Annotated in this window: 20 protein-coding genes and 1 pseudogene; 11 read left to right on the top strand and 10 right to left on the bottom strand. The window is 49.7% G+C overall.

The genetic code is table 11. The features are described from left to right. Positions 1-5: 5 nt before the first annotated feature. Entirely contained in the window at positions 6-908 is a 903-nt protein-coding gene (locus IBT54_RS20705; protein ID WP_201252871.1) for a dihydrodipicolinate synthase family protein, read from the bottom strand. A 381-nt stretch (positions 909-1,289) separates the two neighbouring features. Here IBT54_RS20705 and yddG point away from each other — a divergent pair, with 381 nt between their 5' ends. After that, entirely contained in the window at positions 1,290-2,201 is a 912-nt protein-coding gene (yddG, locus tag IBT54_RS20710; protein WP_201252872.1) for an aromatic amino acid DMT transporter YddG, read from the top strand. A 288-nt stretch (positions 2,202-2,489) separates the two neighbouring features. Then, on the top strand, positions 2,490-3,863 hold the full coding sequence (locus IBT54_RS20715) for an MFS transporter (protein ID WP_201252873.1): 1,374 nt from the start codon (positions 2,490-2,492) through the stop codon (positions 3,861-3,863). Positions 3,864-3,890: 27 nt separating this feature from the next. Here the strand turns inward: IBT54_RS20715 and IBT54_RS20720 are convergent, their stop codons facing one another. Together IBT54_RS20720 and IBT54_RS20725 are read right to left on the bottom strand one after the other, a co-directional pair. Beyond that, on the bottom strand, positions 3,891-4,919 hold the full coding sequence (locus IBT54_RS20720) for a GlxA family transcriptional regulator (RefSeq protein WP_201252874.1): 1,029 nt from the start codon (positions 4,917-4,919) through the stop codon (positions 3,891-3,893). A 333-nt stretch (positions 4,920-5,252) separates the two neighbouring features. Then, positions 5,253-6,284 (bottom strand): tyrosine-type recombinase/integrase, encoded by a 1,032-nt coding sequence (locus tag IBT54_RS20725; RefSeq protein WP_201252875.1) that lies wholly within the window; start codon positions 6,282-6,284, stop codon positions 5,253-5,255. Between the two features lie 470 nt (positions 6,285-6,754). Between IBT54_RS20725 and IBT54_RS20730 the strand changes: the two genes are divergently transcribed. Next, positions 6,755-7,540 carry a hypothetical protein gene (locus IBT54_RS20730; RefSeq protein ID WP_201252876.1) on the top strand — a complete coding sequence of 262 codons (786 nt, stop codon included), beginning with the start codon at positions 6,755-6,757 and terminating at the stop codon, positions 7,538-7,540. 160 nt (positions 7,541-7,700) lie between these two features. Here IBT54_RS20730 and IBT54_RS20735 read toward each other — a convergent pair whose 3' ends face one another. From IBT54_RS20735 to IBT54_RS20745, 3 genes are all read right to left on the bottom strand, one after another. Next, positions 7,701-7,865, bottom strand: a complete 165-nt coding sequence (locus IBT54_RS20735) for an ammonium transporter (protein WP_201252877.1) — start codon at positions 7,863-7,865, stop codon at positions 7,701-7,703. A gap of 571 nt (positions 7,866-8,436) precedes the next feature. Then, positions 8,437-8,724, bottom strand: a complete 288-nt coding sequence (locus IBT54_RS20740; protein ID WP_201252878.1) for a DUF1330 domain-containing protein — start codon at positions 8,722-8,724, stop codon at positions 8,437-8,439. Between the two features lie 2 nt (positions 8,725-8,726). Then, on the bottom strand, positions 8,727-9,404 hold the full coding sequence (locus IBT54_RS20745) for a GntR family transcriptional regulator (RefSeq protein ID WP_201252879.1): 678 nt from the start codon (positions 9,402-9,404) through the stop codon (positions 8,727-8,729). A gap of 515 nt (positions 9,405-9,919) precedes the next feature. On the opposite strand from IBT54_RS20745, the gene IBT54_RS20750 reads away from it, so the two are divergent. The 7 genes and pseudogenes from IBT54_RS20750 to IBT54_RS25515 all read left to right on the top strand — a co-directional run. After that, entirely contained in the window at positions 9,920-10,522 is a 603-nt protein-coding gene (locus IBT54_RS20750) for an amino acid synthesis family protein (RefSeq protein WP_201252880.1), read from the top strand. Then, positions 10,494-11,321, top strand: coding sequence for an alpha/beta fold hydrolase (locus IBT54_RS20755; protein ID WP_201252881.1), 828 nt, complete (start codon positions 10,494-10,496; stop codon positions 11,319-11,321). Before IBT54_RS20750 ends, IBT54_RS20755 begins: the two co-directional genes overlap by 29 nt. Positions 11,322-11,324: 3 nt before the next feature. Then, positions 11,325-12,266 carry a flavin reductase family protein gene (locus tag IBT54_RS20760; protein ID WP_201252882.1) on the top strand — a complete coding sequence of 314 codons (942 nt, stop codon included), beginning with the start codon at positions 11,325-11,327 and terminating at the stop codon, positions 12,264-12,266. After that, positions 12,263-13,300, top strand: coding sequence for an LLM class flavin-dependent oxidoreductase (locus tag IBT54_RS20765; RefSeq protein WP_201252883.1), 1,038 nt, complete (start codon positions 12,263-12,265; stop codon positions 13,298-13,300). Before IBT54_RS20760 ends, IBT54_RS20765 begins: the two co-directional genes overlap by 4 nt. A gap of 11 nt (positions 13,301-13,311) precedes the next feature. Then, a complete protein-coding gene (locus tag IBT54_RS20770) occupies positions 13,312-14,778 on the top strand; it encodes an aldehyde dehydrogenase (protein ID WP_201252884.1) in 1,467 nt (488 codons plus the stop codon). A 267-nt stretch (positions 14,779-15,045) separates the two neighbouring features. Continuing rightward, positions 15,046-16,398 (top strand): cytosine permease, encoded by a 1,353-nt coding sequence (locus IBT54_RS20775; RefSeq protein WP_370585177.1) that lies wholly within the window; start codon positions 15,046-15,048, stop codon positions 16,396-16,398. 469 nt (positions 16,399-16,867) lie between these two features. Then, positions 16,868-17,142: pseudogene (locus IBT54_RS25515) on the top strand (ISNCY family transposase); the annotation flags it as partial. Positions 17,143-17,479: 337 nt separating this feature from the next. On the opposite strand, the gene IBT54_RS20780 reads toward IBT54_RS25515, so the two are convergent. Beyond that, a complete protein-coding gene (locus tag IBT54_RS20780) occupies positions 17,480-18,043 on the bottom strand; it encodes a hypothetical protein (protein ID WP_201252886.1) in 564 nt (187 codons plus the stop codon). 118 nt (positions 18,044-18,161) lie between these two features. Next, entirely contained in the window at positions 18,162-20,828 is a 2,667-nt protein-coding gene (locus IBT54_RS20785) for a TrlF family AAA-like ATPase (RefSeq protein WP_201252887.1), read from the bottom strand. A 648-nt stretch (positions 20,829-21,476) separates the two neighbouring features. Here IBT54_RS20785 and IBT54_RS20790 point away from each other — a divergent pair. Continuing rightward, the gene (locus tag IBT54_RS20790; protein ID WP_201252888.1) at positions 21,477-22,361 is read left to right on the top strand and encodes a RepB family plasmid replication initiator protein; all 885 of its coding nucleotides are present in this window, start codon (positions 21,477-21,479) and stop codon (positions 22,359-22,361) included. A gap of 1,087 nt (positions 22,362-23,448) precedes the next feature. Here the strand turns inward: IBT54_RS20790 and IBT54_RS20795 are convergent. Further along, positions 23,449-23,769: a hypothetical protein gene (locus IBT54_RS20795; RefSeq protein ID WP_201252889.1), complete on the bottom strand. Its 321-nt coding sequence runs from the start codon at positions 23,767-23,769 to the stop codon at positions 23,449-23,451. A gap of 28 nt (positions 23,770-23,797) precedes the next feature. Beyond that, entirely contained in the window at positions 23,798-24,535 is a 738-nt protein-coding gene (locus IBT54_RS20800) for a tyrosine-type recombinase/integrase (RefSeq protein ID WP_201252890.1), read from the bottom strand. Between the last annotated feature and the right edge of the window lie 58 nt (positions 24,536-24,593).

A 24,593-nucleotide genomic window follows, 5' to 3' on the forward strand; every position in this document is an offset into this window, starting at 1 on the left:
CCTCCTTATTGCTGGGTGGCCGCAGCCACATTACGTTTCACGCCTTCAATGACCACCTGCAGCTGCGCTTTCTCTTCTTCTTCAAGCGCCTGCAGTGGTGCGCGCACCGGGCCCGCTTTCAGCCCGGCCAGCTCCGATCCATGTTTGATTGACTGCACGAACTTGCCGCCGTCGAGGAAATTCATCAACGGCATCATTGCCGCCATAATCTTGCGGCCTTTATCAAAATCTTTTTCCACGACGCAGGCCTCGTAGAGCGCCACATGTTCGCGTGGAATAAAGTTTGAACCGGCGCAGACCCAGCTGCGTGCGCCCCAGGCGAAGAATTCCAGCGCCTGATCGTCCCAGCCGCAGGAAAGCGCAATTTTTGGAAACTGACATGCCAGCAGATGCAGGTTATTGAAGTCGCCAGAGCTCTCTTTAATCGCCACTACATTAGCGGAGCGGCTCACTTCACGGAAATAGGTTTCGCCCATCGAGATGCCCATGCGGCCCGGATAGTTGTAAAGCATGATTGGCAGCTGTGCGGCATTATCGATTGTCAGAGCGTGATGCGCATTTTCGAGTTCGGTTGGCAGCGCATAGGGTGGTGAGGTGACCAGAATCGCGTCCGCTTTGTGATCGCGCGCATGAGAGGCGAACGTAACGGCATCTTCAGTGCGAATTGCGCCTGTACCGACTATCAACGGCAGTCTCTGGCCAATGACTTTGCTAGCATGTTCAACCAGTGCCAGACGCTCTTCTGCGCTCTGTGCGTAATATTCGCCGGTCGAGCCGCCGATAATAATGCCGTGCACGCGCGCTTCAATCAGTGACTCCAGCACATCTGCGAAGGCAGCGAAATCAATACTGCCATCTGCTGCGTAAGGAGTGATTGCCGGGGTATAGATACCTTCAAATGTCAACACAGTAGCCTCCAGGGACTATTCAGGCCGCCCACAACCGTTGCGGGCTTAGATGTTAAACAATTTGCATAGACCGGCAGGGGAGGTCAATCAGCCCAAAAATATTGCATACATATAAAATACAAAGAAAATACTTAATAGTAGTATAATTTTACATAAACTACTTAACTTTATAATTTATATCAATGATTTAACTTAAATTAAAGCCTGTAATAATTTTCTAATTAAATTCGGATAAGGATCACATTCCCGCATTCTGACCCGTTTGAACATATTTACAGTCGCTGTCAGGAAGCATAGGTTTGTTGCTAGTTTTAACCTGAATTTAACAGGTTCTTTCACCGGATTGGCGAGCGAGCCTGGCTGACACAGAGGTAGCGGGGTATGTCCCAGAAAAAAGCGACGCTCATTGGCCTGATTGCCATTGTGCTGTGGAGCGCCATCGTTGGACTAATTAAAAGCGTGAGCGAGGGCTTCGGCGCGGTAGGCGGCGCAGCACTGATTTATAGCTGCAGCGCTGTCCTGCTGCTGTTTACAGTAGGTTTTCCTAAAATACGCATCTTTCCCCGGCGCTATCTTATCGTAGGCAGTGTTTTATTTGTACTTTACGAACTCTGCCTGTCGCTATCGCTCGGCTTTACCCACAACAGCCGCCAGGCGATTGAGGTCGGCATGGTGAATTACCTCTGGCCAAGCATGACTATCGTGCTGGCGATAATCGTAAACCGGCAAAAGACCAGTCCGCTTATTATTCTAGGCCTTTTGCTGGCCGTCGCCGGAATATGTCGGGTGCTCGGTGGTGAGGCGGCTTTTTCAGTCAGTGAAATCAGCAAAAACATTATGGATAACCCGTTGAGTTACGGGCTGGCATTTAGCGGCGCGGTAATTTGGGCGATATATTGCGTGGTAACAAAAAAAATTGCTAATGGCAGTAACGGAATTACACTATTTTTTATATTAACCGCTATGACTCTCTGGGTGAAATTCCTGCTGTCGCCGCAGCCTGTATTCGCAGTGTCGCCACAGGTACTGATTAATCTTGCGCTGGCGGCGATGGCAATGGGCTTCGGCTACGCCGCCTGGAACGTCGGCATTCTGCACGGAAATGTGAATTTATTGGCGGCGGCATCCTACTTTATCCCAATTATTTCCTCTGTGCTGGCGGCCTTTATCCTCAGCTCACACCTGACGATATCGTTCTGGCAAGGCACAGCAATGGTAAGTCTGGGTTCGCTGATCTGTTGGTGGTCAACCCGCACGACTGAAACGAAAAGCGTCACACGCAAGGCGTCGTAATATTATAAAAGAGAGGGTTTTGACTCTCTCGGCTAATAATAAATAAAAAATGAACATCAACATCCGAATATTTTCCCCCGGAGGTAATGCTTTATGACAAGATTAAATTGACCAGCCTGTTTAATTTATCGGGAGCTCGTTGTCAATCCGTATAGTCTTTTGATAATTCTAACCGCCTTATATTAATTGCGACGCCTTATTCAAAGGGGCCTGGCACCCTGCGGCCGTTTTAAGCATTTTTTTTGCTTACCTCTGCCATCACTACGTCGGTAAAAAGAGGAGTATGTGATGTCTAATCACGTTTCTGTTGAAGATGTACCGCTTAACCGCTTTCATCGTCTGCTAACCGTACGCTCCGGCGGAGGCTCGTTCGTTGATGGCTATGTGCTGAGCATTATTGGCATCGCCATGACCAAGGTCTCACCTGCACTTGGCCTGAATACTTTCTGGGAGGGCCTTATCGCTGCATCCGCCCTGATTGGCATTTTCTTCGGCGGGTTTATCGGCGGTGCCCTGACCGATCGACTCGGCAGAAGGATACTCTATTTTTTTGGTCCGACGCTGTTTATCATCTGCTCGCTGGCGCAATACTGGGTACAGAGCGGCGAGATGCTTTTTATCCTGCGCTTTCTTAATGGTGTTGCGGTTGGCATCGAGTATCCGGTCGCCACGGCGTTCCTGGTCGAGTTTTTGCCAAAGCGCTACCGTGGCCCTTGCCTGGCAACGCTGACCATTCTCTGGTTTGCGGGTGCAGCAGCAGCATACGTTATCGGCGAAGCTATTCTGAATTTTGGCGGACCAGACGCCTGGCGTCTGACGCTGGCGAGCACCGCGATTATCGGCGCGCTGCTCTTTCTGGTGCGTCTTGGTACGCCCGAATCCCCTCGCTGGCTGATGAGCAAGGGGCGAGGACAGGAAGCTGAGGCCATTATTCAACGTGTCTATGGCCGTGACTTCGGGCTGAAGAATCTGCCACAGCAGGCGGAATGTAAACACCTGTCGTTTGGCAGTCTGTTGCATTCGGGTTACGGCAAGCGCATGGCATTTGTCACCATTTTCTGGACCTGTTCCGTAATCCCGGTGTTCGCTGTCTATGCTTTTGCCCCACGCGTGCTCGAAGCGCTGCATCTTAGTGGTAACTGGGCCTCATACGGTTCGATTGCTATTACGCTGTTGTTTGTCATCGGCTGTATTATTGCTACGCGGCTGGTGAATTCGCTTGGGCGCCGCAAACTGCTGCTACATAGCTTTCTTTGGTCCGGCCTTGCCCTGCTGCTGCTGGGATTGCTGCGTGACGGGCCATCAATAGTCATCCTGCTGATGTTCGGCGCTTATGCACTCTTTATTGGCGGTGCGCAGGTGCTGCAGCTGGTTTATCCCAATGAGATTTTCCCGACGGAGATACGTGCGGGTGCGGTAGGCGTTGGCACCTCGATGTCGCGCGTTGGTGCTGCCGTCGGCACCTGGCTTGTACCGGTATCGCTGCAAACTATTGGAATCGGCTACACAATGTATATCGCTGCAGGCATTACCTTTTTCGGCTTGCTGGTCTCCTGGTTCCTGGCGCCGGAAACCGCGGCGCGCAGCCTCGAAGACGCGGCATCGCTGGATGAGCCTCAACCCAGGGTCACAGGTAATCTGTCGAAGCGCAGCTCGTGGTGAACAGCAGGGGCCAAAAGCGCCCCTGTTCTACTCCTTGATCAGCCGTTCGACTTCGCGCCGGCGCTTACGGAAAGAACTCGGCGTCTCGCCATAATGTTTGCGGAACCAGGCGATAAGGTGCGAAGCGTCAGCAAAACCGGTCGCTCCTGCAATAGCGTTAAGGCTGTTGCTCGAATCCGCCATCAGCCTGCGCGCCTGTTCCAGCCTCATGCGACGCCAGTACACCGCTGCCGTATAGCCTGTGCACCTGGCGAAAATCAAATTGAGCTGGCGAACAGTTACTCCGACAAATTCCGCGACTTCCGCCAGCGGCGCGGGCGAGTCAAGATGATGCTTCATGAACTCAATAACCCGGCTCACCAGTTCATTATCATAGACATCCGGCTCAATGACACTCTGCTGCTGTTTTTTTACCGGCGCGGCAGGCTCTTCTATCAACAGATACTTGAGTACCTTTTGCGAACGCACCAGCCCGCAGTGCTGGCGAATAATATCCGCCGCCAGATCGATTGCGGTGCCGCCTGGGCAGGTGATGATGCCGCCATCCTTAATGTAGGCTTTATCGATCACCGGAAGGGCTTTGGGAAAACGAAGCCTGAATTCGTCGCGGGTCGTGAAATGAATTGCGCACTGGCGCCCATCCAGCAGCCCGGCATTACCCGCCACAAAAGCGCCACTGCAGAGCGTGATAATAGGCACTCCGCGAGCGTGCAAATCGCGCAACGCCTGCAGCAACCAGGGTTGAGGCTGGCGCGTCTCCTCCAGCAGACCGCCAGCCACCACGAAATAGTCCCAGTTTCGGGTAACATCAAGGTCGGCCGTCGGCGAAACCGGTAACCCGCAGCTGGCTGTAACTGGCTGATTGTCACAGGTCATCCATTCCCAGCGGCAAAAGATCTGGCGGCTGGAGAAAGATTCGTCCGCCGCAAAACGCAGAGACTCCGCCAGACCTGCGACTGAGGCCAGCGTAAAGTGATTCATCAGTAGAAAACCTACTGTAAGATCGGGTTTTGGCTGTAGCTGCGTATTGATAACAGAATTTGTCTGCGATTGCATGCGTATGAAACTCCAGCCTGATGCCCGGTTTGTTTAATAAAGTGAGTCGTCATACCTTATTTGCTCATTCACAGAAGTTTACGCGATAAAAGTCTGAGGGTACTGCTTAAAGCTGCAGGCACCATTCAGCTGAGAAAAGGCTGGCTGAAACCCTCTGAAATCAGGGAAGGTAATGAACCCGTATTTATCAACTGCCATTAGCTCACCATCATGTCATACGTCATATCTTCAGCTGAAGCCTGCAACGCAGAACTGTAATTCTGTCAGCAGCGCAGGCAGATTTCTGTCAGGGTAAAAAAATTACTGAACCTCAGAAGCAGATCGCGTTATCAGCTAATCATCATCGTTTTCCATCAGGGTGACCATTGCTCCGCGGTGAGCTTCAACCATTCGAATGTAGCGCATGACAGTCTGGGTCTGCGTCCAGGTACCTTCCTGCATGATCTGCGCGATGGATATTCCTTTTCTGGCCATATCCTGTGCGGCGCCGACGCGGGCACTGTGGCCGCTCCAGCTTGCATAGCGCCCTTTGTTGGTTTCAAGGGGCTTCGTCTCACCCGCAGCCTGACGTGCACGGCGATAAATATCTTCCAGGCAGGGTGCGCTCATTGAGACTTCCGATACCCTGGCTATACGGTTAGATCGATGAACAGGACAGAAGATAACAGCGTCAGGTTCGCCGGCGAGACCCGCCGCGGTGATCCATTCTCTCAGCCTGCCGGATGACTTCGCACTGAGGGCCTTAATGATGCCTCCTGACTGCAGGATGGTTTTGGTCCAGCCAACGTCCAGAATGATACGCCCGTCTGCTGCATGGGAGATATCCCTGATCCGCAGACGGGAAAGCTCGCTCATGCGCAGAAGTGTGCTGTAAGCAACGTGCATAAAAGCGAGATCGCGCAGCTGCTGCAGGCGGGGAGAATGACTCCATGCTGCATCAAGGCGGTTCAGGTCCGGCCGGCAGAACGGAGCTGCCTGCCCTGTGCGCTCACCTGACATGACTGCGGTACGGTTTATCTTCTTCCTGGCGCGCACCACATCAGTCGCAACCGTTGGCGGCACCAGTCCGGCGTTACGGTGTAACATCGAAATAAGTGCCGCGTGCACCGAAATGGTGGAGGTCGAACGCCCGATGGCCTGCAGGTGAAACAGGTAATCCTGCATGTCATCCGGTGTCATCGGCAGGAAGGACCGACGATTCTCCTGCGACCAGCGCCAGCAGATCCGCATCACGCTCAGCAGCTGACGCCACGTGTTGGCCGAAAAGGCCTCCCGGTGGCGGACGAACACGGCCAGTTTCGCGGTGAGATCATCACCGGCGCTGCCGCTGAGAGTCACACCGGTAAAACCGGAGATATCGTTCATATTTGCTCCATTTTCAACGGTTGACTTGAAGGCAGCGCTACGTGAATTCTGGAAAAGTAGCAGGGGAAATGCCCGTCAGATTTTACGTAGCGACGCCTGATTTTTAACCACCTTCGCGAAGGTGTCGTTCAGCCGCATGCCATCCAGAACGCCGCCGTTTCATATAAATGGCTGTAAAGTTCAGGATCCAGCCCGGATCTGCATGATACAGGGTTTGAGAGCGCCTGTCTGGACTTATATAAGTATAATTATATAAGGCCAGAAAAAATGACTTTATCAATGGCTGTGATGGGAGCGGGCATGACCCACTTATATATTATATAAAAATAATCCCGACGAGCCGATAGTGACTTTGTCGCCTAAGGATTTTTACTATAAAATGGCAATTTAGCTTTATTTTTTTCATCAATTAACTAGCGAATTATTGCGCCAGTCAATTGTTTTAACCTGAAAAATAGAAAGGATTTAGAATGTTTGATCAAATTCTCGCTGCAATAAAAATTCGTCAGGAGCTTCCAGATGCAATTGGTTATACATTCATTGAAAAAAAAGATATATTCAAAATTCCGCATGAAATATCCATGGATTTAAGCGAAGAAGCTTTAGAAAAAATTGAACAGTTAAGCTGTCTTTATTTTCGCATAGACAATTTCACTACCAGCGTTCAGAAAAACATACGAGTTTTAATGTCAGGTTCATATGAATACCTTCCTCGCTTAATTTATCACCGCCGTGATGTTGATGTCGGTTTTGAGGTAACTCCCGATTTAAAAGAGATTTTAATTAATGAACTTTTCCCAAATGACTCTGTCATTATACAATTCTACAATCCAGATAGAAAATTCAATATTGATCAGGTGCTTATTAAAGAAAAAACCATAACACCGACCATGCAAAAGCTGGCATATGCAAAGCGCCATCCAGATCTTGCCAAAATGAGATTTACAGCCTCATTATTAATTATTGTTTTATTATTTTTAACTATTTCTTCAATATTTCTTGGCGCACATGCTTATTTTACACGCTCAGAATATGAGGAAAAAATGAGCGAATTTACTGAGAACTCGAATATGTGCAAATATGAATTATTCGAGAACTCGGCGGACAAAGAGAAAGAACTTGAGCGTAGATTCCTTCAATTGGGAGAAGCCGGGAGTACTACACTGCTCATCAATAAAGTTCCTACACTTGCAGAACTCAAGCTTAAGGATACTGTTGTTCTGTGTGTGCCAACAAAACCCCGTGACAAATTCTAAGCCTCTGAATTTCAAAACATGCATGATTATAGTAATAAGCTGCAAGCAATTGCATCATTGATGTGCAGGTGACTGCATCGCGCAACATAGGGTGCGCGTTCGTGCACTTAATTTAACATAATAAGTATATGCTGAACTTTTTTAACCTCGCATCAGCCCGCTAACGGAGCAGGGCTGCGGTCAGGATGCCGACACAAAGGGCGCCCACCGGGCCGATATAGCCGCAGGCAGGTGTAACACCGACCATAACGTCTATCGCGTCGCTGACAATATTCAACAGGCCAGGGCGTTTTTGTAGCCGCCACTCGATAATTGTCCACGCCATTACCACACCGAAGGCACCAAAGCACCGCCTGCATGGCGTAACTGTTAATCGCCAGCGCGTAGCCACCACAGAAATCTAGCCATCCCAGCATCAGCATTGCATCGCTTGTCATTGTCATTGTCATTGTCATTGTCATTGTCATGTAGTACAGGGTGAGCGCCACGCTTTAAAGTTCTGGCGACGATCAATTATCAGCGCGGCCAATGAATACGCAATCCCGGAATAGATGTTTACCAAGTTACCATCGGCAAAGTCCTGTAAGGACAATACGGTTTACCAACCACTCCCAGGCCATATGTGCTAAGGGGGTGTAATTGATAATTTCCCAAATCGCCATAAACACCTAAGCCACACTGAGTTTTACTTTTTATGCGAACGAGTCGGTGATCAGTGCCGGTGTACTTAAAGGCGAATTAATTTATCAACATGCCAAGCGCCTTTACACCATATCATCGGGCGATAGCGTGTCATTTCACAGTAATGTGACGCCCAGATTCAGCCGCCAACTACTTAAGAACACCGATCAACTACGTTTTTTTAGAAAATAAGTAATATCCTCAATAAAAAATATTTACGCTAACCCATCCACAATCGTTATCATCGCTTTAGCAATATTTTCACGCTGTTTTTTAGCTAATTGATACTCTTCAGAGTGGTAGCAATCTAAAGCTGTTTGATAATCAGGGAATTCAATGACGACATGTTTAGTAAATTTCTCTCCTTCCAGTGAGGTGGCATTTTCACCTCGGGCGATAAATTTCGCCTGGTATTTATTAAACGCCAGGGGTGCTAAGTCAATATAATTCTGATACTGCTGTGCATCATTAATATTAACGTGTGCAATCCAGTAAGCAGACATCATTACTCCTCGTTGGTCAGAATAGATTTAGCGAGCATTGCGGCTTCAGTCAGATGCTGTTTCACTGCTTCTTTCGCTTGTTCCGTGTTGTTTTCTTCAATGGCTTCATAAATACGCGACATGCGTTCAAAACCAGCCACCTGGCGCTCAGGGCTACGCAGCGTAAGCGCACGCAGTCGGCTGATTCTGCTGTTAAGACGCTGCACGATCTCCCACGCAATATGATGTTTTGCAATGGAAAAAAGGGCTTCATAAAAAGCCTGAGAGGCTTCCACACGTTCAATGTCATCGTGATCGTATGAGGCTTTCGCGATGCGCAGCAGTCTGTTATGCAAATCTTTTTTATCTTTACTGGTGGCCGTCTTAGCGCAATCCTTCGCCGCCTCGGATTCCAGTAACATTCGGATATCATAAATCTGCTCGGCTACTTCCCAGGTTAATATCGCGACAATCGGTCCCTTTTTCGGCAGGTTTTCAATTAAGCCTTCCGCTTCCAGATAACGAATCACCTCGCGTACCACAGTACGGCTGACGCCTAATTCATCACACAAACTACGTTCAACTAAACGATCGCCTGCTTTAAAATAGCCAGAGATAATGGCCTGACGTACTTTTGCCAACGCCAGTTCGCGAAGTGTCACTGGTGTGTTTTCAATTTTTAAGGAGTGACTCGCAACCATAATTGTCTCTGCGTTGAAATAAAAATCAGCTGATCATTAATTTGAAATTCAGCAACCATTTTACTATTAGCACTTTTTACAGCCTGAAAGCAACGCTGCCTGGTTTAGCTGTGGAAGTTATGCCCACTTACATGATGAGAGCCATAACACTGAAATCAGCGTTGGCTCACAGATTCATCATCCACCACACCTAATATCTACCACCCCATTCTGAAGAAAGATTAACCCATTTAAAATCATATTGTTAACAAGACCCCCTCCTCTCAGTGTCAGTGAATTTTATGATCTCAGTCACAGCATGAGAGTGCGCTTACTTCTATTCAGAATTATGTCAGGTAATGGGCTAATTCCCCTGATACAGCGGGGCTTCCCACCTAAAAAGCATAGCAAAAAAGCCAGCGCACGAGAATATCGTATGATGGTATACCAGATTTTGACATACCAAAAATTCCCCTGTTATATCGCTTACCGACACACCTGATTAACAAAACGTTAACTTGAATGAGGCTCTAACCATGCATCCAGATATACGCAAGACGTTCGTTACCACCGAAACCATCTACTCCGACGGCGGCAAAGCGGCCACCATGCCGCTGGTGATGATTGCGGCGGCTGCCGTGGTTAAAAATCCGTGGGCAGGTGAAGGCTTTGTTGAAGACCTCGCCCCCAAGATTCGCGAACTGGCGCCGGTGCTAGGCGAATTGCTGACTGGCTTGATTGTGAAAGAAGCGGGCGGCGGTGACAAGGTAGTGGCTTACGGTAAAAGCGCAGTGGTGGGCTTGAACGGCGAACTGGAACACGCCTCAGCACTGATTCATACCCTGCATTTCGGCAACCATTATCGCTCTGCTGTGCAGGGTAAAACCTACCTGGCCTTCAACAACACCCGTGGTCCAGCCAATACCCCAATCCTGGTTCCGATGATGGGCACGGATGATGAAGGTACCCGTGAGCACTACCTCACCATGCAGTTCAACATTAACGATGCGCCCTTCAGCGATGAGATCGTGATCGCGCTAGGTGCGGCACTGGGCGGCCGTCCACATCATCGTATCGGCAACCGTTATCTTGACCTGAAAGAGTTAGGCCATGACCAGAAAAACCCAGCAGCTATCTGAGTTAGGCCTCCAGGTTAGTTACCTGGAAGCAGGACAGGGCGCGCCGCTGGTATTGATCCATGGCGTTGGAATGAATGCCAACGCCTGGTTCCCGCAAATGGACGTGCTAAGCCGCCACTTCCGCGTTATCGCGCTGGATATGCCTGGCCATGGTAAAAGCAGCGGTTTTCGCCATTCCGCCACTTTAAAGGATTACGTGCAGTGGCTGGCCCTGTTCTTGCAGACACAGCCCGAAAGCAGTTTTGCCGTGGCGGGACACTCGATGGGGGCACTGATCACCGCTGGTATCGCTATCGATTATCCTCAGCTGGTGAATCACGCGATTGTGATGAGCGGCGTGTTCAGACGTAACGACAGCGCGCGTAATGCGGTACTGAAACGCGCCAGAGAGTTGGCCAGCGGTCATGTGCGCCTCGATGCGCCACTGGATCGTTGGTTCAGTGACGACCACCACGAACAACCCCTGCGTCAAAAAGTGGGAACGTGGTTGCAGCAGGTGAATCTTGACGGCTATGCCCGCGCCTACCAGGCATTTGCGGAAGGAGATCGCTTCTATTCAGAACGCTGGAATGAAATGCAATGTCCGGTGTTAGTGATGACCGGTGAACTGGATGCTAATTCGAATCCAGACATGACACGCCAGATGGCCCAGGCTGCACGCCAGGGGCAGGCGGTGGTGGTCGCTAACGCTAAACACATGTTGAACCTGACGGATGCAGACCAGGTGAACGAGGAAATCTTATCTTTCCTCAAGCCGGTTGCTGCCGCCGTCACGCAAAAAGAGCCTGTAAAGGAGTAACTTATGGACGCAGATAAACGCAGACAGTTACGCGACGCCTTTGGCGCCTTCATGACCGGCGTCACCGTGGTCACCACTAACGATGCACAAGGGCAGCCGATTGGCTTCACCGCGAACTCGTTCTCGTCGGTGTCACTTGACCCCGCACTACTGCTGGTGAGCATTGATAAGCGCTCCGCTAATTTCGAGAACTTCACCCAATGCCCGCACTTCGCCATCAACATTCTGGCGGAGCAGCAGAAAGAGACATCGAATATATTCGCGCAGAAAATGGCTGATCGCTTCTCACTGGTGAAGTGGCGTAAAGGGGAATTCAACACGCCGCTGCTGGATGACAGCTCCGCCTGGTTTGAATGCGCGTTGCATCAGGTCATTGATGCGGGTGACCACGCGATTCTGATCGGTAAAGTCGAGCAGTTCGATTCCTGCGGTTCGCCGGGCCTTGGCTACTATCGTGGCGCCTACTTCACATCTTATCAGAATGCCGAATCCCTGATTGCCGGGCCTAACGTGGTGGTCAGCGCGTTAATCGAATCAGCCGGCCAGGCGTTGGTGGTGAAGAAAGAAAACGGTTATGGCTTGCCGTCGCAATCAGTAAATAACCGCAGCGTCAGTGAAACACTCAGTGTGTTGTTTAACGGACTGAATATTGAGGCCAGTCCAAGCTTTGTCTACTCCATCTGGGAAGACCGCCAAAAGAAACAGCAGCATATCGTGTTCCTGTGCGCACAGCCGACGGGCAACACTTTGCCAGCATTACAGCAGGGTGAATGGGTGGATGTACATACGTTAGCGCAACTGCCGGTGCCGGATAGCGCACTGAAATCGCTGGTTGATCGTTTTATTCACGAAAATGCGGTGGGCAATTACGGCCTCTATTACGGCGATGAAGCGGAAGGATCGGTTCGTAACTTCTTCGCCCCGTCTCATCAGGAGGTGGTATGAAACTTTCCCTGTTCCTGCATATGGAGCGCGTATCAGCGAATGACGCGCAGGACAAGTTGTACGATGAGATGATGGAACTGTGTGAAATCGCGGATAAAGGAGGCTTGCACGCTATCTGGACTGGCGAACACCACGGCATGAATTTCACCATCGCGCCGAACCCGTTTATCAACCTGGTGGATATCGCCAGCCGTACCAAAAACGTTCGTCTGGGCACCGGCACCATTATTGCGCCGTTTACCCATCCGATTCGTCTGGCGGGCGAAGCTGCAATGACTGACCTGATTACCAAAGGGCGTCTCGATTTGGGAATTGCCCGTGGCGCGTACTCTTATGAATATGAACGTCTGATGCCCGGTATGGATGCCTGGGAAGCTGGTCAGCGGATGCGTGAACTGGTTCCCGCGGTGAAAGAGTTGTGGAAAGGCGATTACGAACATAATGGCGAGTTCTGGAATTTCCCGTCCACCACTTCCTCGCCACAGCCAAAACAGCAGCCGCACCCGCCAATATGGGTGGCCGCACGCGACCCGAACAGTCATGAGTTTGCGGTGAAGAACGGTTGCAACGTGCAGTGCACGCCATTGCATCAGGGTGAAGAGGAGATCATACGCTTGATCACCACCTTCAAAGCAGCCTGTCAGGAATATTCACCTGAACAGCCACTAAAAATCATGCTGTTACAGCATGGTTTTGTGGCTGAAGACGAGGCCGATGCGCAGCAAGCGGCGGTAGAACTCAATCGCTTCTACAACTACTTCGGTGCCTGGTTCAAGAATGAACGCCCGGTACAGCAGGGTTTGATCAAGCCGCTGACAGAAGAAGAAATGACGGCAAATACCTATTACAGCGTTGAAGGGATGCGGAAAAATCTGGCGATTGGTAATCCTGATCAAGTTATCGCCCGCCTGAAAAATTATGAGGCGATGGGCTACGACGAGTATGCATTCTGGCTGGATAGCGGCATGACCTTCGAACGCAAGAAAGCCTCGCTGGAACGCTTTATTAAACACGTTGCACCTGCATTTCACTAAGCGGAGACGTTATGGAATCTTTCAAACTCTACATCGACGGCCAATTTGACGCCGGAGCCGCGACGTTCACCTCGTTAAATCCGGCCACCGCCGAGCCGTGGGCCACTATTGCCGAAGCGCGCAGCGAGCAAACCGATCGCGCAGTACAGGCGGCGGCACGGGCTTTTGAATCCGACGCGTGGCGTGGCTTGACTGCCGGTGCGCGCGGCAAATTGCTGCTGAAGCTGGCGGATTTGATTGAACGCGATGCAGCAAAACTTGCGCGTCTTGAGACGCTCGACACCGGCAAAATCATCCGTGAAACCCAGGCGCAGATCGCCTACGTAGCGGAATACTATCGCTTTTATGCCGGACTGGCCGACAAGATGGACGGTACCACGCTCAGTATCGATAAGGCCGACATGGAAACCTGGATTAAGCGTGAACCGGTGGGTGTGGTTGCCGCGATTATTCCCTGGAACAGCCAGCTTTTTCTCTCCGCGGTAAAAATTGGTCCGGCCATCGCAGCTGGCTGTACGGTGGTAGTGAAGGCGGCTGAAGTAGCACCGACGCCTCTTCTGGGGTTTGCTGAATTGGTACATGAAGCCGGTTTCCCTGCGGGCGTGATTAACGTCATTACCGGCTTCGCGGAAAGCTGTGGCACGGTCCTGACCCAGCATACGCAGGTCGATCACATTGCTTTTACCGGCGGGGCGGATACGGCACGTCACATTATTCGCAATAGTGCTGAAAACTTGGCCAGCACTTCACTGGAATTAGGCGGCAAGTCGCCGTTTATCGTATTCGCCGATGCTGATTTAGAAAGTGCAGCCAATGCGCAGGTGGCGGCAATATTCTCTGCATCAGGACAAAGTTGTGTCGCGGGTTCGCGCCTGCTGGTGGATGAGCAGATCAAAGATGCTTTTATTGAAAAGCTCACCAGTAAAGTGCGCGGTATTGTGATTGGTTGCCCGCAGCAGCAGGAGACGCAGTTTGGTCCACTTTGCACCGGGCGGCAGAAAAGTAACATTGAGCAGGTAGTGAGTCGCAGTATTGAGCAGGGTGCGCGTTTAGTAATCGGCAATCATCCCATTGATCGACCGGGATTCTACTATCCGCCAACTATTCTGGATTGCAGTGCGGTGCCAGATGCAGAAAGCGTAGTGCAGGAGCTGTTTGGTCCGGTTTTGTCGGTACTGACTTTTAAAGATGAAGCCGAAGCGATTCGCTTAGCGAATGGTACCGAGTATGGTCTGGCAGCTGGTGTATTCACCCAGAACCTGACGCGTGCCCATCGTGTCACGAGTAAGTTGCGCAGCGGCGTGGTGTGGCTGAACACTTACCGCGTGGTCTCTCCTTTGGCGCCGTTTGGCGGCTACGGTAAGTCTGGTTTCGGTCGTGAAGGCGGCATTGACGCCGCGTTGGAATACACCACTACCAAAACGGTGTGGCTGCGCACAAGCGATGAGCCGATTAGCGATCCCTTTATTATGCGTTGAATAAAATTCATTATTGTAGCGGCGCGATTCATCGCGCAATAAATGGCGCCATTACAGACTGGGTTTCTGATATTACCCATTCAGTTTTACACCGGGAGTCTTACCGCCAATTCTTTAATAAGAAGACGAAAATACATTCGTCGGGATGGCTGTGGATTTTTTTCGCGAGGAAGGTTTTACCCACATTATAAAATAATCCCACTTTGAGAATTGGAGGGCACAGTGAATACACAACCACGTCAGAGTCAAATTATAGAAAATAAGTCGGTGGATTATGTTCCAGAATCGGAACGCCACGGTAAGTCGCACAGTTTATTTACCTTGTGGTTCTGTACCAATATTGCGCCACTGGCTGTCGTCAGCGGTGCCATCGCCACCGAAACGTTTCATCTGAATGTTATTTCTGCTTTAACTGCGATTATTACCGGTCATCTGTTTGGTGGGATATTCCTTGCATTGACCTCTGCACAAGGGCCGAAAGTTGGCATTCCTCAAATGGTACAGAGCCGCGCGCAGTTTGGTCGTTACGGCTCATTGCTGGTGATTAGCTTTACAACGGTGATTTATCTTGGATTCTTTATATCGAATATTTCGCTTTCCGGTAAAGTCATCAACAACGTTTTTCCGTCAATGCCGGTAAGCAGTGCTACGGTGATTGGTGCCATTCTCGCTACCGCGATTGGTATCGTGGGCTACCATTTTATTCATCGCATCAATAAAGTCGGGGCATGGATTATGGGTGCGGCACTGATTTTAGGACTGACGTTAATGGTGTCACAGCCGTTACCGGCAGACTTTTGGTCTCGCGGCAGCATGAGTGGCGCAGGCTGGTTCGGCACCTTCTGTATCGGTGCTGTATGGCAAATCAGCTTCTCGCCCTATACCTCTGACTATTCGCGTTATCTGCCCGCGAATGTGGGCATTGCACGTCCGTTTATTGCCACCTACTTAGGTGCCTGTGGCGGTACCATCCTGGCTTTCATCTTTGGCATGATGGCAGTCAATATCGCGCCTGATAACGATGCGATGATGTCAGTGCGCCACGCCACCGGTTGGCTCGGCCCCATATTAATGCTGCTGTTCCTGATTAATATCATCTGCCATAACTCGATGAATCTGTATGGTGCAGTATTATCCCTGATAACCGCTGTGCAAACGTTCCGTCCGCACTGGACGCCGGGCGCAGCGGTGCGGTTAGCGGTTTCAGCGCTGGTTCTCGTGGGCAGCGTACTGGTGGCTCTGGCGGCATCGCAGAATTTCGTCTCCTTCTTTATTAATTTAATTCTGGCATTGATTGCGGTATTGATTCCGTGGATTGTGATTAACCTGTTAGATTTTTATTATGTTAATAAGCAGAAATATGACGTAGACGCCATTTTTCGTGCAGATGGCGGCTGTTATGGTTTGCTGAACACCCAGGCTCTGCTGGTATATTCTGCTGGCATAATGGTGCAGATTCCATTCGTAGAAAATGCCTTCTTCGCCGGACCGTACGCCAGGATGATTCCTGGCGTAGATATTTCCTGGATTATCAGCCTTGTGGTAACCAGCATTGCCTTCCCGCTGTTTCATCGCAAAAATAAAACCGTTTTCACGCCGGTCAGTGATAGCAAAGCTTAAATACGGAGTATTCCAGTAAATTGAAAGCAAAAGGATTTGACCGCGGTCATAAAGCTGCAAACTATTCACTATCTAACCAGGCGCGGAAGTGTCTGGTTCATTAACAAAAAACAGTACGTCCGGCTTTCAAGGAAATAACCGGGATGGCAACTCTGCATCACTGCAGCCGGATTGTTCCATTTTGCCGAAGCGAAGAAGCAGATAGGTAACAGCGAAATTTATTAAGCGAAACCCGCACGATTCACAGCGTCTTTGTAGAATGTGCTGGCTATTAATCATTATCAGTCATGAGGAAGGGAGGATATGAATACATCGCCGGACAGTTAATTTAACATAAATTACATTACCCGAACTTTATCATCCAATTGATTTTTATACTTTTTTAATGATTTAGCTAAGCTCACCTGACCGATTCAGGCTACCTGCTGAGTTACCAAGTATGGCAGTATAAGGTGCGGATCTTTTCACGATGAACAAAGTTAACCGGCTTGAAGTCATTCACAACTTTGTTGATCCGCGACTGACAACACATCTCGCTGCTAAACTTCTCGGCATTTCCGACAGGCATTGTCGTCGCCTGCTTTAGCGCTACCGTGCAGACGATCCGCAAGGCAAGGCATGGCTGACTGGCGGCGCGGCAAGCCCAGCATCTATCAGTTGCAAGCAGGGCTTACTCAACGTGCGATTCAGATTATCCGCGAGTGCTACTCAGACGTTGGTCCGACGCTTGCCTGCGAGAAGCTGACCTAGCTAATTCATATTTTAGGAATTCAATGATGATAATCATGGCTTGGGCCTCAGCGCAGTATTCAGCATGAAAAATAGCTGTCATCATTTAAAATGATGGCCTGTAAAATAACATAACCAATCGGACGCCTCAGTTTTTCTTAACCCGATCATCTCTGTTTAACTTAAAAAAATTAAAAATTAGAGCGAAAGAAAATTATTAGGATGTGGGGATTGATATAGTTAAATTAATTATAATTTACTTAGCCCATTACGTTTGGCCACTTAATCATACTTTAGAAAAAGTTTCTCGGTGGCCTTTAAATTTATTGGAAGTCAAACACTCATGCTTCCGTTATTCTTTATAAATAAAATTTATTGTTTCTGTATTCATGAATTCTTTTGTATTCGGGCATAGCGTAACAATACGTTTTACATTCTGAATACACTCATCTTTTCTTGGTGGAAGTGGTATGAAGAAGGATGCGACTGAAAAAGGAGTGTATACTGCCGCATAAAAGTCATATGCCAGTGAAGAAACATCATGATAGTTATTTTTAGAAGACAGGACTGCGCAAAGTGAAGGTAAAGCGGTCTTTAAGTTATTATATTCATCGCGCAGGACAGGCTTTAATTGCGGACATTCTGTTTCTGGCACCATGGCTGCGGCTATATCCCCATAAATTGCATAGCCATTTAAATTAACTCGGCTAACATGGCCTATGAATGGAATAAAACTTAAGCATAGTGATAAAAATACCGCCATACAATAAATCCAAATATCAACTTTGTTCCTATTAGAATACAAGAGGAAAATTGACACCAACAAACTGATAAATGCCAACCCACCGCAAAAAACACAGGCAATAAAAAACAATACGATAAGGGGATAGAGGGGCAATCGTAACTTGCGAGACATGTAATATCCTTATTAAAAAATGAAGTCGAAATTTTATTTATAGCTATACTTCCTTACGTTCCGGAAGCTTAGGACAATCGGGCACACCTTCCCGACTGTCCACTTGCATATTCTACCTTCAACGCATCCCGTATTTCTGTTCTCTTGATTCGAAGGCGAGCCGCCCCCCTTCAAGCACGTCACAAATGGCCTTACGCATGCTGTTATCGTGCCCTTCTTCCCCGTACTCCAATGCGCCACTACGGTAGCTGATTACTTCATCCTCATTGCTGGCCACGATCACTTGTTCTGCATCACAGTTAACCACCAGATTAGCATTATGGGTCACAATAATTACCTGCCGATACTGTTTGATTTTGCGAAAAAGTGGGACCAGCTGGCGCATGATAAAGTCGTTATCTAGGTCATCTTCAGGCTGGTCGAAAACAAAAGGCGAGCCGAACGCATCAGTGGCCAGTTTCAGGCAGACATAAAACGTACCGCGCTGACCCGCAGACAGTTTTTCAACCGTTTTCCCTTTGTATTCAAACCCTGCCCTCACCGTCAAGTAGCTGCTGATGTGTTCCGGGCTATAGATGAAACGCTGAAGCGCGTAGGATCCCTGACTGTTGAAAAACTCTGATTTCCAGAGAAAGTCCTCAAACGTAATTTTTTTGCCGGGTTCCTCGAGAGTTTCAATGATGGCATTCCCCCTGACGAGCGCAATAAAATCCTCAATGCCCCTTACCCCTAGAACTTGAGTGAGCTTTTCGATACCCGATTGCTCACCTGCAGTGCGGAATCTTCCGCGGTTAAGCCGTTCAAGTATACCGTTATAAAACGCTGAAATATTGAAATGTGGTTGACCGTAAATACTTACATCAGTGAGTATTTCACTTATTAACGCTTGCTGATCAGGTGTGAGATGGGGTTTTTCAGCCAGTGCGGCAAAGCTGGCGTCAATCGATGACTTCTGCTGAAGTACCCTGCGTACATAAGCCTCAGATAAAGTACATCGTTGCTGAAGATCGCTGGAATACTGTGTAATTCGCTGAAAAATCTCCCCATCCCTGAGCTGCGCGTGCTGAATCTCACGTTGATAGCCCTGTATTTTATCAAGCACACCCGTGATGTCTTGCTCGATTCCCTGAGCCCGGAATTCGACTGTAATTTTTCGGTTATCATCATCTGTCAGAGTCAATTGATTCAGCAGTGCTTCCATGTAGGCAGCTACCCGGTTCTTATGCTCTGACAGATCCAGTGGCGGTACAGGTACTATGCCGGATGGAACAGCGTTCATCTCGGTTAGCCGGAGATTCAGCGTGGCCTCTGCGGTTTCAGTTTCCCGCATAAAAGCTCTGCCGGCACCGAGAGCCTGTTGTAATGCGGTAGCGCGAAGGCTGTTAACCTTAAACCGTTCAATCAACGCCTTGTTCTTTTCGCTGGTAAGCGTGTTTATCTTCTCTTGGGCGATCCTGATTATCTCAGCCTGATGTTCGCGAGTATTAATAAGATTTTGGCGTTCATCTCTAGCGCCATAATATTCCCGAAACGCACGATAGGCATTCAGGTTTTCATCCAGCGCCGTGCGAAGCTCGTTAGCAACTTCGTTGTCAGAAAGCCGCAGCATTTTCTTTATTTCATTACTGATGAGGCCCGGTTGCTGGCAAAGAGTTTTGATTTCTCCCTGTGAAACGTGCAGATAGTCATAGCTGTCAGTTCGGACATCAAACAACACCTTTTCACCATTTGTCTTATCCAGCTCGATGCTCAAATTTTCAACACTGACTTGACGCTCATCACTGCCTAATGCTGCGGCACCGCCAAAGCGTGAGCGCAGTGCGTCAAGCAATAGACTCTTACCGGTGCCCCTGCCGCCAATAATAGCTACCATATCCTGATTCAACGGAATACTTCGCTTTCTAAAACGGATAGACTGCCCGTCGAAAATAGTGCCTTCTACATCAATACGGCTGAAGTGTGCTTTAGGTATCCTTTTGTTCAGCCAGTCTGCGTCCAGCTGCAAACGCCCTTCTGGCTCAAGAATTGCCTGACGTAGTCCTTCAAATGTAGGTTTTGCTTTAACCCAGGTAAAGGCGCTACCGATGGTTTCCACCTTGTGAGCGTCCGAACAATGAAAAACGGGCTTAACCAACGCTCCGTCGTAGCGCGTGTTGGTCAGGAAATAATCCCTGTCGCGTTGATTGCCAAAAATGATGTGACCCTTCCGGTCAATCCAGGTTGCCATAATCTGTGAACGGCCTGTTGCGTCTGGTCGATAGCCACCATAACCATTCGGGCAGACAGCAACGATGAACTCTCTGAAAGGACTCAGCGTTGAGCTGAGGTGTTCGAGCAGTTGGCTGAGGTCAACGACAATAGTGTCAACCCGCAGTCCACTTGCTTTCACGTCTTTTTCGCAGCAATAGACATTCCTTCCGCTGCCATCAGTAATCTTGAGCGGAAGCTTTGATAAAATTTCATTTATACGGGTGGTGCTGAGCCGCTCAGAAAAAAGGACGTGGATGTTGATGTATTGCCCTTCTTTATTCTGTTGATCGAGGCGAAACTCGACGTTGCCCAGCACGGTAGTCTTGAGGTCCTGCCGGGCAATTTCATCCCGTATTATTTCCAGCTCATTTTCACAGAAGTAAAAATAGTTGGTCAGTCCGATTAGGGACAGCCGTTGCTCTCCTAATTTTCTGACGAAGGCTTCGGTGTCGCAATTTCCTGTGTAGCCATTGGCAAGCCAGGTCATTGGACTATGAAGATGCATGTCCCACTTATTCCATTCAGAACCTTTCATTCTACTCAGCTCCTTCTGTATAGGATTAATCTTAACTGGATGATAATGAGAGGCTAAAGAGCGTGCCACATATTTCAAGGTTATATTTTGCACACATGTGATACGAGATCTGAATTTCCCCCTCCCTCCATTTTAATGACGCCCTGAAAAGCAGACAGGATGCAGAGATATTGAGATTTAAAATGCCACGATTCAACCCTCTAGTTATCCAAGGTCATTGGGCCTAAATCAAAAAGTTAGTGTTGGCACACCATAATCAGATGCTCTGTTTGAATTTATCGATAATGGTGAGCGGCCATACTGTTTACTGTTTGGTCGTAAGGCGTTGGGCAAGCCGTCAGGCGCGGCTGACTTATGCTTTTATCAACATATCCACCGGATAGATCAATTCTTTTAAGATCATAAGAAGATCATATTGAGATCATTAAAAGATCAAAAGAGATCACCAGCGCTCTATCTTAATGATCTAACTGGGAAAAATACTACTTTGGGTATCTACTTTCATGAAGAAGGTATTTACTTTCATGAAAAAGGTATTCACTTTCATGAAAAAGGTCTCTACTTTCATGGAAAAGGTATTTACTTTCATGCTATAAAGGTATCCACTTTCATGATAATGCGATCTTACTGACCTGTGGGCGTGGATAAGTGGGAAACGATAACAAAGTCATAGACATAAATAATCCTTTTGCGATCGTTAAAAAGGATTCAGAAACAGTTTATCTACTGGAGCCGAACAGCAACAAAACCGTTCAGCCGGTGGCATTGCTGCGTCTGAGCGTTTTCACACCCGTAGCACCCAAGGAAAAAGGAAAGCGTGACTTTCTGATCGACGCGTCCGACGAGCTATCAAGCCTTGAGGTGGCAAAACGCGAAGGTTATACGGATATCAAGATCCAGGGCGCCAAGCTGAGCATGTCTACGGATTTTAAAACGTGGCTCGGCATCATTATGGCCTTCTCCACTTATGGCTACAGCAGCGAAACCATTCGCCTGCCGTTTACCGAGTTCGCCAAGATGTGCGGCATCAAGTCTGCGGATCTCAACGCCCGCTCTCGCAAGCGCCTGCACGACTCGCTTTTCAGCATTTCCAGCGTGACGCTCGCCTTCAGCAGTAAGGATGGTAAGAAATCCATGTTCTCCCACCTGGTGCAGCGCGCGGTGCTGAACATGAATACGGATACGGTGGAGATCACGGCGGACAGCAACCTCTGGGAGCTGTACCGCTACGATCACAAAGTGCTGCTGGGCCTCAAGGCGCTGTCTGAGCTGTCCCGTAAGGAGGCAGCACAGTCCCTTTACATCTATTTTGAGAGTATGCCCGGCGGTACGCTCTACATCTCCATGAAGCGCCTCAGAGAGCGTCTGGCGATGGGGTCTCCCGTCAAGCTGCAGAACTCGATCATCAGGCGCGCGATGGCCGACCTGAAGAAGATTGGATACATCGATTATACCGAGCTGAAAAAAGGCCGTGAGATCCAGTTTGTTATCAGCAGCCGCTCTCCCAAGCTTCAGGCGTTACCCGGTCACTGATTTCCCGTAAAGGTATTCACTTTCATGTACAGGCAGAGAAGTCTCTAGTTTCATGAAGTGAACGCAGAAGGTATCTACTTTCATGAGCGCTTACCTGCGGGTATGTATATTCTCCGGATCCCCCCGGAAGGTATTTACTTTCATGTGTCCCGTCCTCCGGCAGGCCCCCTCCCTGATGGCACAGGTATCTGCTTTCATGCAGACGACTGCTGGGGTATAAGCTTCCATGATGAATTCGCGATGAAGGTATCTACTTTCATGAAAAACACGCACCCATCCGGAGGCATCTCATGAAAGTGGATACCTTTTGACGGCCAACAACCCATCTGCATGAAAGCAGATACCTTTCGGCTGGGCCCCTCCCGTTGCTGCATGAAAGTAGATACTCTTTCAGGATGCACGCTGTATCGGCTGCGTTTTTCATGCTGGCAATATACCACAGCATGAAAGTAGATACCTTTTAACCACGTTATAGCGGGGAATGAACACCAAAATGTGTGAGTACACACTTACCATGAAAGCATTGTGAAAAGAGGACATTGATTTCCCCGGCGTGTTTTGTCTTCTATAGGTGTGAAAAGTTGAACCTGTGATTAACGGGCGGGATCAGGTGCTGGGAAAAGGTATCTACTTTCATGTCTGCGGCAATCTGAGTTTAATGCCGTGCATCCCGTCTTAAGGTGCTGCATGAAAGTAGATTCCCCTCCCCATTCCGCTACACTGTCACTGTTTCCGCCGACGGCGGACACGGTTCCTCGCTACCTTCAGGCAATCCACACTTCAGGGCATTGAAGGCTTCCAGGCGGGCAAGCATTTCACGGGTCGCACCCTAGAACGGCACCATCGTGAACATCAGCCACGGAAAGCAGATGAAGACGACAAGCATGAACGTGATAACCATGGCCTTCCACGCAATCAACCCGTTGAATACCACTATCAGAACGTTAATCATGATTGCCGTGCTGATTATTGCGCTCACCCAGAACATCCACAGGGCTCTCCTATACCAGATATGGCTGAAGTGGATTTTACCGTCGCGCTCGCTGAGCCAGGTACGCCAGAGTGAGAGGTAGCTCGCGCGCACATTCTAGTGAACGGCAAACTCTACCGCCAGATTCTGCAGCCGGTAACTGAACAGGCGCGTCAGTTTCCAGAGGCTGCGCTGGCGGAGTTCGCGTTCAATAAGGGTATCGGGGCCGTCCTTCAGATAGTCCAGGGTGAGCATGTGCTCCAGTCTGCGCCTCTTACTGTATATTACGCTGCAGGCAATTCCCGCCGGATCAGCTTTGACGAGCAAGGCGTGCACAACATGAATGGCCATCACGACAAGCAAGCCGGGCAAAATCAGCCACAGGGATCCGCCTTCTTTTCCCATCAGCTCTAACGCCTTAGCGACAATAGCTTCCATTTTTATTTCTCCTTTTGATGAATGATTTTCAGGCGGGCGGCAGGCTTCTCAGCACCGCCGCCGCTTCCGCGCCCTGCCCGCTGAACGTGACGTTCAGCGAGGCGGCGACGTCCAGCGCAAACACCCGCGTATACACCTCTATCGATCGTGCATCCTTGTGCCCGGCCAGCGCCTGTATCACCTTGAGCGGCTGACGGTGGTACAGCAGGTGCATGATGTACGAGTGACGGAACGTGTGCGGCGTTACCGGCACCGAAAAGTGCACGCCGTCGTCCGCGGCGCGCGCCACCGCCGCCTTCAGCCAGTTGCGCATGGTCTCGTCCGTTACCTGCCAGAGCGGCTCGCGGCGCCTCGGTCTTTCGCTCGCGAGCCAGACCTCGACCTGACGGACGTAAGCCGGATCGGTGAGCGGCACCATGCGCACCGCGTCCTTCGGCGGACGGCCCCGCCGGCTCCTGACCTTCTCGGACAGAATTTTCACGAATGGCCGCGGCCCGTCGATCACAAACGACTCTGGCGTCAGGCTGCAGGCCTCGCCGATGCGCGCACCGGTGTTCCACAGCGTGCTGAACAGAAAGTGGTGGCGCCGGTCGGGCATGTAGTGCAGCAGCGCGGCGACTTCGGGCGCCAGTAAATAGAAAGGGGTGTCGCCGTTCGCGGTGGCCATGCGCCGCAGCGCCACCGCGGTCGCAAAATCGGCGCCGGGCGCGAAGGCGAGCGCGGTGACGCGCTCTGATGAATTCTGCAGGGGAATGATGCTGTTCATCCGTTAATTTTCACGTAGCGATGTCCGGGAGGTTTTGCGCTATTTTCCCGCACCGCGG

The organism is Pantoea sp. S62, assembly GCF_016658625.1.
Taxonomy (GTDB): Bacteria; Pseudomonadota; Gammaproteobacteria; order Enterobacterales; family Enterobacteriaceae; genus Pantoea; species Pantoea vagans.